At 43.4% G+C, this 9777-nt stretch carries 9 protein-coding genes; 4 read left to right on the top strand and 5 right to left on the bottom strand.

Annotated elements, in window-relative coordinates:
* The first annotated feature begins 193 nt into the window (after positions 1-193).
* Positions 194-1441, top strand: a complete 1248-nt coding sequence (locus NC99_RS15845; protein ID WP_053185816.1) for an aminotransferase class I/II-fold pyridoxal phosphate-dependent enzyme — start codon at positions 194-196, stop codon at positions 1439-1441.
* A gap of 11 nt (positions 1442-1452) precedes the next feature.
* Here the strand turns inward: NC99_RS15845 and NC99_RS15840 are convergent, their stop codons facing one another.
* Complete coding sequence (locus NC99_RS15840) at positions 1453-3069, bottom strand: hybrid sensor histidine kinase/response regulator (protein ID WP_162231238.1); 1617 nt, start codon at positions 3067-3069, stop codon at positions 1453-1455.
* A 934-nt stretch (positions 3070-4003) separates the two neighbouring features.
* Between NC99_RS15840 and trhO the strand changes: the two genes are divergently transcribed.
* Entirely contained in the window at positions 4004-5059 is a 1056-nt protein-coding gene (trhO, locus tag NC99_RS15835) for an oxygen-dependent tRNA uridine(34) hydroxylase TrhO (RefSeq protein ID WP_053185808.1), read from the top strand.
* Entirely contained in the window at positions 5059-6066 is a 1008-nt protein-coding gene (locus NC99_RS15830; RefSeq protein ID WP_053185806.1) for a tRNA dihydrouridine synthase, read from the top strand. Before trhO ends, NC99_RS15830 begins: the two co-directional genes overlap by 1 nt.
* Here the strand turns inward: NC99_RS15830 and NC99_RS15825 are convergent.
* Both NC99_RS15825 and NC99_RS15820 read right to left on the bottom strand, forming a co-directional pair.
* Complete coding sequence (locus NC99_RS15825; RefSeq protein WP_053185802.1) at positions 6063-6422, bottom strand: NifB/NifX family molybdenum-iron cluster-binding protein; 360 nt, start codon at positions 6420-6422, stop codon at positions 6063-6065. The genes NC99_RS15830 and NC99_RS15825 overlap by 4 nt on opposite strands.
* Positions 6423-6617: 195 nt before the next feature.
* On the bottom strand, positions 6618-7076 hold the full coding sequence (locus NC99_RS15820) for a methionine-R-sulfoxide reductase (RefSeq protein ID WP_193392005.1): 459 nt from the start codon (positions 7074-7076) through the stop codon (positions 6618-6620).
* Between the two features lie 234 nt (positions 7077-7310).
* Between NC99_RS15820 and NC99_RS15815 the strand changes: the two genes are divergently transcribed.
* Complete coding sequence (locus NC99_RS15815) at positions 7311-8003, top strand: RluA family pseudouridine synthase (RefSeq protein WP_053185799.1); 693 nt, start codon at positions 7311-7313, stop codon at positions 8001-8003.
* Between the two features lie 178 nt (positions 8004-8181).
* Here the strand turns inward: NC99_RS15815 and trhA are convergent, their stop codons facing one another.
* Positions 8182-8832, bottom strand: coding sequence for a PAQR family membrane homeostasis protein TrhA (gene trhA / locus NC99_RS15810; protein WP_053185822.1), 651 nt, complete (start codon positions 8830-8832; stop codon positions 8182-8184).
* Positions 8833-9026: 194 nt separating this feature from the next.
* Positions 9027-9777 (bottom strand): VOC family protein (locus NC99_RS15805; RefSeq protein ID WP_157624966.1); only part of this gene is annotated, 751 nt, incomplete at its 5' end.

Genomic DNA, 9777 nt, shown 5'->3' with positions numbered 1-9777 from the left:
ATATCCTTTTATTGGAGCAACAAAGATAATAAGAAAGCGCAATTGACACAGCTGGAAGCCCGTTTTAGGAGCCTCCGTCGGCGCTTTTTTTTGCGTTCAAAAATGAGGCTTGAGACATTCTAAACCGGATTTCATAGAACTGAATTGATTTCCAGCTGTTATCTTTGCCAGAATATTAAAACCTGTATAACGGATGAAAAAGAGTTTCACAACCCGGTCGCTCCACGTTCCATTTCCGAAGAATGACGCTCACCGGGCTTTAGATATGCCTGTTTATGAGTCGGTTGCTTTTGAGTTTGAAACAGCAGAAGACATGGTCGATAATTTCAGCGGCAAGCTGCCTGCCCATGTTTATTCGCGAACCAGCAACCCCACGGTTGAGTATTTTGAGCAGAAGATGAAAGCGCTCACCGGCGCTCATCATGCCTTGGCTGTGGCTTCGGGCATGGCAGCCATTTCCAATTCCATTTTGGCTATTTGCAAGAGCGGTGATAACATTATTTCAGGAAATCAATTGTTTGGGCATACCCATGCCTTACTCAATCAAACGCTGCACAATTATGGGCTGGAAACTCGTTTTGTTGATACCACCAACGCCGAAGCAGTAGAGCAACTGGTGGATGAAAATACCCGGGCCATTTATTTTGAAACGGTAACCAACCCGCAACTTGAGATTGCCGATATTTCGAAGTTGGCAGCTATTGCCCGCAAGTACAACCTCGTTTTGATTGCCGATAGTACGGTCACGCCCCCGGTTGTTTTTAACGGCCGGTTCCATGGCATTGATATCGAAGTGATGTCTACAACCAAGCACATTTCGGGTGGTGGAACCTCGTTTGGCGGAGTTATTTTGGATCATGGCAACTACAATTGGGCACTCAATCCCAACGTGAAGCCTTTCAGTAAAAAGTTTGGGAAAGATGCTTTTATTGCCCGTTTGCGCAAGAACTACTTCCGCAATACCGGCGGCGCTATGTCGGCTCACACTGCGCATTATCAAATTTTGGGGCTCGATATGTTGGAGCTTCGCTTTGACCGATCGTATGAAAACTGCATGAAATTGGGCGAGTTTCTGGTGGGTCACCCTTTGGTTGGAAAAGTGACCTATCCTGGTTTGAAAAATTCGGATGGATACCATTTGGCTACGAAACAGTTTGAGGGAAAGCCGGGGACGGTTTTGAGCTTTGATCTGGAATCGGAAGCCGCATGTTTCAAATTCATGAATCACCTGCACCTCATTCGTCGTGCCACCAACCTCAATGATAATAAATCACTGATTATTCATCCCTGGTCAACCATTTATGCCGAGTTTACTGAGGAAGAACGCATGGCCATGAAAATCAGGAAAACAGCGATCCGATTGTCGGTAGGGATTGAAGGTGCAGCAGATTTAATTGAGGATATTGAATCTGCATTGCAGTCGTTGCACAAATCGGATTGACATTGTCAAATCTATTCGGATGCTGCCGTTTCGCCTTGTTTGATGTCGGGAATGGTAAATACAAAACGTGATCCTGCTCCTTTGGTGGATGAAACCTGAATTCTCCCGCCAAGCATTTCAACGTATGCTTTCGAGATGGAAAGGCCGAGGCCAGCCCCTTCGTAAGCTTTCGACACCGATGTGTCGGCCTGCACAAAACGATCAAAAACGGCGTTCAGCTTTTTTGTGCTAATCCCAATTCCCGTGTCATTGACAAAAAACTCCAAGGTATGGCCATGAACTTCATAGCCAAACTCAACTTTCCCGGTTTCGGTGTATTTGATGGCATTGTTAATCAGGTTGGTCAGCACGGCCTGAATTTTTTCCTGATCACTAAAAATTACCGGATGTAATTTTCCGGAAGGCTTTCTACACAAGAGTTGAAGCTTTTTATTCTGTGCCATTGGTAAGAAAAAATTGAAAAGCTTATCCAGCTCAATGTTGATATTTACGTTGGTTAAGTCGACTTTCATCTGTCCGGATTCAATCTTCGAAATATCAATAATCTGATTGATCAGATTAAGCATGCGTTCGCCGCTTTCTTCAATAATTTGAATATAACGCCGCTGTACTTTTTGATCCAGAAAAGGTTCCTTCAGCAAGCTTGCAAATCCAAGAATGCCGTTCATCGGAGTTCTAATTTCATGGCTGATGTTGGCCAGAAAGGCCGATTTCAGACGGTCACTTTCTTCTGCTCTTTCTTTGGCTTTAACCAGCTCTTTTTCTGCTTTTTTTCTTTCATCAATATCCCGAATTGAGCCTTCGATACCCATGAATTCATTCTTGCTACCAATGATTTGATGTGCGTTGATGGAGACAAACTTGAATAGTCCACTTTTCGTATTAAACCGGGCTTCAAAATCCCACACTTCATCTGAGCTTTCAACCTGCTCAACCAATTCGTGAAAAACCGCCGGGTCCTTAAACAGAATCGTTGCGTGGCAATCGATCAACTCCTTTGTTGAATGGCCGTTCATACGGGAAATAGACGGACTAATTTCAATCAGCTTGCCGGATCGGTCGATCTGAAAGAATACGTCCTGAATATTCTCGAAAATAGCGCGATATTTCTCCTCACTTCGCCGCAGTTCGTTTTCAGCCTTTAATTTTTGCTTTTTCAAGCGGGTTTCAAACAGCGCCTGCTTAATGGCCGGACATAAACGCTGGAGGTTTTGCTTGAGTAAGTAATCGGTGGCCCCGTATTTCAACATCTCTACGGCTATCTCTTCACCGAGTGTACCGGAAACGATGATGAATGGAATTTCGGGATAATGCTCGGCGCAAACTTGTAAGGCCTCAATTCCGTTGTAATCCGGCAAATGATAATCAGCAAGGATAATATCAAAATCAGATTTTTTGAGTGCTTCCAGAAATTGCTTTTCACTATCAACTCGTGTATAGTCAATTTGCCATCCTTCTCTTTGTAGTGTCATCAGGATCAGCTCCGAGTCTTCCGGAGTGTCTTCAAGATGAAGAATGCTGATTTCTTCAATTTCGATGGTATCATCGTATGGCTGATCCGAAATTGATGTTGCAAAACCAATTGCTCGCGCGGCCCCGCGATTATCTCTTCCTTGTATGTTTTCCATTCGTTGAAATTTGTGCATTCCTATTACTATTATTCCCAACAATTGAAACAAATTCCCGCAGTGGGTTTATTTCAGTAGTCGGTTTCGTTTGCTGATTTCTAAAAAGAAGGCAACCATAGCCCTTCACTGAAAAATCAGCTTGATAACAACACAAAGGTGTTGCTGATTTTCGGCTTCTTTTCAGACAGCATCGTTCACATTTTTCTCAATTCTCTTTTCGCTTTCTTAAGCTGGCACAAATGGAATGGTCTTGATGACATTTTAAAATCGATTGTTTCAAAAATAAAGTCTCGCAACCAAAAACACTGCAGCGGTTTTTTAATTCCCTGCTTTCCAAATATATATAATTACAAATAGTTTACACCGAGATGGGGAGATTTTTTATAGAAAAACTTCGAGATTAGAGATTGCCCTTGCTGCCTGATCCACAGTTGTTGCGTTTCGGAATGGTTTGAAGGAGCACATTTTTGTCAGCGATCGTAATTTTGTGCGGTTGAATCGAAATGCTGATCACCAGGCACAAAAAAAATCGGGGTGCCATCGTCATGGCACCCCGTTCATAATTTAGTTTAGTTAGACCAGAAAATAAATATTGGTTTAAAGAGAGAAAAGGTATTCTATAAATCTGTCATTTAAAAGCAGTTATTTTTAAATGCTGTGCTAATATAGCAACTATTTCATTTGAATATTAAAAAAACCTTAAAATTTCTTAATGAATAAGAAACACAATCAAAAATGGTGATGTAAATATTTGTTTATCAATCGTTAAAAAATGTAAACATGTTGTACAATACATTTGAATTTGCAGCAAATTTGTTCGAAAAAATAGGGATATCTTATCTATTGGGCTTGAAATCTTTCAATCTAATCAGATAAAACGGTGTTTTATTCGGAATAATGAAGTTTTTTTATCTTTGCCAGCAAATTTGAACACATGCATTTATACAACCGATTCAATAAAGACGAGCTGAAACAGCGCCTGATGGGGGAGGTCTTTAAGCGAAAAACCATTTCATTTTATCGTTATGTGTCGATTCAGGACCCGTTAGAATTCCGCAACCAGCTTTATCGTGCGTGGAGCGCCTTGGATTGCCTGGGGCGAATATACGTGGCCCGCGAAGGTATCAACGCGCAAATGAGCGTTCCCGAACATCAGCTGGATCGTTTTTTGAAACAACTCGACGAAGTTCCCGAGCTGAAGCAGATGCCAATTAAATATGCCATTGAAGACGATGGGAAGTCGTTTTATAAACTGACCATTAAAGTACGCCCGAAAATAGTCGCCGACGGATTGGATGACAATGCTTTTGATGTAAGCAATGTTGGAAAGCATCTTACGGCCACCGAGTTTCATGATTTGGTTGATGACCCGGACACTTTGTTGATTGATATGCGAAACCATTACGAAAGCGAAATTGGTCATTTTAAAGGAGCCATTTGCCCCGAGGCTGATACTTTTCGCGAGGAGATTGAGATGGTTGTTCATGATTTTCAAGACCAGAAAGAACGAAAGATTTTGCTGTACTGCACCGGGGGAATTCGTTGTGAAAAAGCCAGCGCGTATTTGAGGCATCATGGGTTTAGCGATGTCAATCAACTACATGGTGGAATTATCGAGTATGCCCAACAAGTTAAAAGGCTAAACCTGGAGTCGAAGTTTGTTGGAAAAAACTTTGTTTTTGATGAGCGACTGGGGGAAACAGTCAGCGGAGAAGTGATTGCACATTGTCATCAATGTGGGCGGAAGTGCGACTCGCATACCAATTGCGCCAACAATCTGTGTCATATTCTTTTCATTCAATGTGAGGAATGCGCCCGGGAGTTTGACGGTTGTTGCACGAACGAATGCCAAACAGTTTTGCATGCCTCTGAAGAAGATCGATTGTTGTTTGTTCAAACTTTCGAACGTAAATTTGGCAACCGAAAAAGCTTTCGGAAAAGCATCGACAATAAATTAAGAATCGACAGTCAGGTAGCAAAAAAAGAGTGATGAGTAATTTTTGGCAGCATATTGAAAAACCGATCATGGCCCTGGCGCCGATGGAGGATGTGACGGATACCTCGTTTCGCGAGTTGGTGGCCAGTATTTCCGAAGCCGGATGTCTGCATGTATTGTTTACGGAATTCACGGCTGTTGATGGCATGAATCATCCCAAAGGTAAGCTGCGCGTGGCGGAGCGGTTGGTTGTGAGCAATACGGAACGGCAACTGCTGAAAGAGAAGGGAATTCGCCTGGTAGCACAAATTTGGGGTAACAAGCCGGAAGTGTTTCACAAGATTACCAAGGAGATTACCGAAGAATATGCCTTTGATGGCATCGACATCAATATGGGCTGCCCTGTGAAAAATGTCGTCAAGCAAGGCTCGTGCAGTGCCTTGATCGACCAGCCAACGCTGGCCCAGGAAATTATTCTGGCCTCAAAAGAAGCCACTCATTTGCCGGTTTCAGTAAAAACACGCACAGGCATTAAGCAACACGAAACGGAGCGGTGGATCAGCCAGTTGCTGGAAACCAAACCGGCTGCCATTACCTTGCATGGCCGCATTCAGAAACAGCAATCGGATGGCAAAGCCAACTGGGACGAAATTGCCAAGGCCGTTGCTTTGCGCGACGCATCCGACCTCAAAATTCCGGTTCTCGGAAACGGCGATGTGCTTTCTTATGCCCAGTCGGTGGACTATTCGCAGCAATATGGCGTGGATGGCATCATGATCGGACGGGGTATTTTTCACAATCCCTGGTTTTTTAATTCAATTCCCAAACAGCCCGACAAAGCAGAGAAATTGGAACAACTAATCCGGCACACCCAATTGTTTGAGAAGAATTGGGGAGGCGTGAAAAATTTCAATATTCTGAAAAGGTTTTATAAAATTTATGCCAATGGGTTTGAAGGTGCCGCCTACCTCAGAGCTGAACTGATGAACGCCAATACTTTTGACGATGTTTACAAGTTAATTCAAGAACAAAATCACTCCGTCAGTTTCACCGAACGCTAGTGTGAACACGAGTAGTAATCTTTGCAGACTGAAATGTCAAGTTGGTAGTCCTTGTTTTTCCACCGTTCAACAACTTCTTCAATGGCACCGCTAAAACCGGCCAATACTTCAATATTAGCTGATTTGAGTTTGTTGATAGCGCCTTGCCCAATGCCACCGGCCAGCAAAATTGATACCCCTTCGGCTGCCATATCTTGAGCCAAATTGCTTTTGCAACCGCAATTCTCTGTAGCGTTCATTGTGTATTGCCTGGTAGTTTCCAGTTGGTCATTCAATTCTACAATAGAAAAGTATTCGCAGTGGCCAAAATGGCTATCAACTTGGTTCGCTTTACTCGGTATCGCAATTTTAATCATCTTGTATGTGTTTTATAATTGATGCAAATTTCGATGCAAATATAAAGCACAAATGTTCTCAATTGACAAGTTTTTGGAAAAAAAGCGGTCAGTTACGAATTTAGGATTGCGGCCAAGGTTAAAATTCCGCATTCCGTTCGAGTCAAGAAACTTAGGATCAGACCTAAGCTAGCAACCGTGTCGCTGACACTGTTTTTATTTCGAAGTGCTTGCAGGTACAAATTTCAACGAAACCGAATTTACACAGTGGCGGGTGTTTTTATCGGTAAAACCTTCTCCGGTAAATACATGTCCCAAATGGCCGCCGCAGTTGATGCAGGTAATTTCTGTCCGCCTGCCGTCGGCATCAGTCGTACGTTTTACTGCTCCCTCAATTTCGTCGTCAAAACTGGGCCAGCCGCAGCCCGAATCAAATTTATCAGTTGATCGATACAACGGTGCGTCGCATCGTTTACAAACGTAAGTGCCAGCTTCTTTATGCTTGTCATACTTCCCGGAGAAAGCTGGTTCCGTACCTTTATGAATGATGACATATTCTTCAAACTGATTCAGTGCGTTGTATTCCATCGTGGTATCTTTTTCATGACTCTGTGAACAGGCAGGTAACGACCAAGCCAGCAACAGGAGTCCAATTAAGTAACTTATTTGTTTCATTTTTACTGGTGTTTCAATCAAAACAGGAGATCACTGTTTGTATATAAAAGACAGCCTGAATGGCTATTTTGTTCGGGCATTGCTAACCGGAGACGCTTATTCATGCAGGAATTTTCGCTTGTATTGAATTGAGAATAGCCGGAAGAAAAAAATACTTCCCCGTTTCTTGGCTGTAACTGTTAAAAGCAAGGTATCTTGCAGCCGAAAATAGACACATCAAACAATTGCAAATAAATGATGGAAATACCAGTGATTTACCAGGACGAACACCTTTTGGTTGTTGACAAGCCAGTGGATTTACCTGTGCACAAAAATGATTTTATGCCTCACGATGCGCCTTACCTGACCAAATTGATTGGTGACGAGGAAGGCCAGTGGATTTACAACGTTCATCGGTTGGATTCGAAAACATCTGGCTTGATCATTTTGGCGCGTTCGTCGGAGGTGGCTCATCACCTGACCCTGCAATTTGAGCGCAAAGAAGTCGAAAAGGAATATGTAACCATTGCTTTGGGAGAAGTTCCTGAAGAAGGTTTTTTTGATGGAAAAGTCGTGGTCAAGAAAAAAAGCAAATTTAAAAAGGATGCCCTGACGCGATTTCGAAGGGAAAGACTGATACAAACCAACATTTCCTATAAAGAACATACCAATGTTTGTCTGAGCTTGGTTCGCGTGATGCCGGAAACGGGACGATGGCATCAAATCAGGCAGCACTTTGCCAAAAACAGGCACGATATTGTTGGCGATTCACATCATGGCGATTTCACGCTGAACAAGCTGATCAAAGCCGAGTGGGGGTTTAACCGGCTGATGCTGCATGCCTCGAAACTGGCTTTTACCCACCCGGTTTCAGGTGAAAAACTGAAGTTTGAAGCCAAACTGCCGGACGAGTTCGAGCAATTGCTTCAAGCTGTTGGAGTCAGTTAGCAATCCTTGACTATTTGTGTGAAGTAGGCCCGCTCTTGGTTCACTTTTCTGGTCAATGGCGTGTCATACTTGGTCATTGTTTGTCATTCAGTCGTTGTTTTTTGTCTATTCTCAAAGAAGTGATACAAAGCGGCGAATAAGTGGAATTTGGAACTTCGAATTTGAAACTATTTGGATCTTAGATGGGCAGCAAGTACAGAAAAGCAAAAAAATGACAGATGGAGCCGCCCAAAATGAAAAGATGAAACACGAGATGAAAAAACGGCACCTTTGGGAACAGGTAGAAAATGGCTCCGACAGTATAACTTAGCCCACCCGCCAGTAAAAACCAAAGCGAAGTGCTCGGAACATTCCGCACCACAGGTACAATAGCCACAATGATCAGCCAACCCATGGCCACATACAGCCAGGCCGACAAGCTCCGCCATTTAGACGAATAAAACCAAACTTTAAAAATAATGCCGGCGATAGCGAGGCTCCAGATCAATCCAAAAATCGTCCACCCAACCCATCCCTGAAGCGAAATCAATGAAATGGGTGTGTACGAGCCTGCAATGAGAATGTAAATGGCTGAATGATCAAATTTATTCAGTTTGAGTTTAAGTCGTGGGTTTTTGGCGCTGTGAAAGAGGGTGGAAGCGAGGTACAGTACAATCATACTCATCCCGAAAACCGCAAAACTGACGATGTGCAAGGCGTTTCCGTAAATAGCTCCAAAAACGGTCAGCAAAGTGACTCCTGCCACGGCCAAGGCAATACCGATGCCGTGAGAAATGGTATTGGCCACTTCTTCTGCCCGAATCAATTCTTTGCTTTTTGCTTTCTTCATTTTGTCACCCTTGCCGGATTGCTGTTCCTGTTTGTTGGCCAACTTTTAAAAGGCTTTGCCTTTTCAAGTCATTTTCCGAATACAGCGACAAAAATAGAAATAAATCAGGAACCTGAGGACTCAATTTTCAGAACGGACGTGAAACAGAAGTACCAGAACCGACTGAAAAGTTTTCATTTTCTGTTAGTTAATCACTAACTGCTTTCGTAGGCTCTTCTTAATTCAGCAATATCCAGCTTTTTCATTTGCATCATTGCCTCCATCACGCGCCCCGATTTTTTCACATCCGGATCGCCGATCATTTCAGCCATCATGGACGGAACGACTTGCCAGGAGACCCCATACTTGTCTTTAAGCCAGCCACATTGTTGTGCATTCAGGTCACCGCCCGCCGATAACTTATCCCAAAAATAGTCGACTTCATTTTGTGTTTGGCATTCAATCATCAAGGAAATCGCTTCGGTGAACCCAAAATCGTGCGCTAAACTGCTGTCCATCGCTGCAAACTGTTGTCCGTTGAGATTGAATGCAGCATAATTGAGTGTTCCTGGCGTGCCGCCTTCGCCTTCCTTGTAGCGGCTGAGCTCACCAACCGAGGAGTTGTCAAATACTGATGTGTAGAAATGGATGGCTTCCTCTGCCTGGCCATTCTGCTGGCCGACAAAGAGCAGCGACGGAACAATTTTCGCGTTTCCATGGCAAAGATTCAGTTGCCACGACAAGCCATATTGATCTTGGATCCAGCCATATTTCTCACTAAAGGGATATTTGTCCAACGGCATAAGTGCAATGCCTCCGGCCGAAAGACTGGCCCACAAACGATCAATTTCTTCCTCCGTTTCACAGTTGATAAAAAAGGAAATGGCAGGGGTGAATTTGAAATGTGGTCCGGCGTTCAGAGCCGTAAACTGGAAATCTTCCAGCTGAAAATCAACGGATAAAACA

It is taken from the genome of Sunxiuqinia dokdonensis, from assembly GCF_001270965.1.
Classification (GTDB): domain Bacteria; phylum Bacteroidota; class Bacteroidia; order Bacteroidales; family Prolixibacteraceae; genus Sunxiuqinia; species Sunxiuqinia dokdonensis.
The sequence above is the reverse complement of the archived record's forward strand: the minus strand, read 5'-3'. Positions and strand labels throughout refer to the sequence as shown.

Coding starts and splice junctions, on each gene's coding strand:
- NC99_RS15845 (WP_053185816.1), top strand. CDS start 194: ATGAAAAAGAGTTTCACAACCCGGTCGCTCCACGTTCCATTTCCGAAG.
- NC99_RS15840 (WP_162231238.1), bottom strand. CDS start 3,069: ATGGAAAACATACAAGGAAGAGATAATCGCGGGGCCGCGCGAGCAATT.
- trhO (WP_053185808.1), top strand. CDS start 4,004: ATGCATTTATACAACCGATTCAATAAAGACGAGCTGAAACAGCGCCTG.
- NC99_RS15830 (WP_053185806.1), top strand. CDS start 5,059: ATGAGTAATTTTTGGCAGCATATTGAAAAACCGATCATGGCCCTGGCG.
- NC99_RS15825 (WP_053185802.1), bottom strand. CDS start 6,422: ATGATTAAAATTGCGATACCGAGTAAAGCGAACCAAGTTGATAGCCAT.
- NC99_RS15820 (WP_193392005.1), bottom strand. CDS start 7,076: ATGAAACAAATAAGTTACTTAATTGGACTCCTGTTGCTGGCTTGGTCG.
- NC99_RS15815 (WP_053185799.1), top strand. CDS start 7,311: ATGATGGAAATACCAGTGATTTACCAGGACGAACACCTTTTGGTTGTT.
- trhA (WP_053185822.1), bottom strand. CDS start 8,832: ATGAAGAAAGCAAAAAGCAAAGAATTGATTCGGGCAGAAGAAGTGGCC.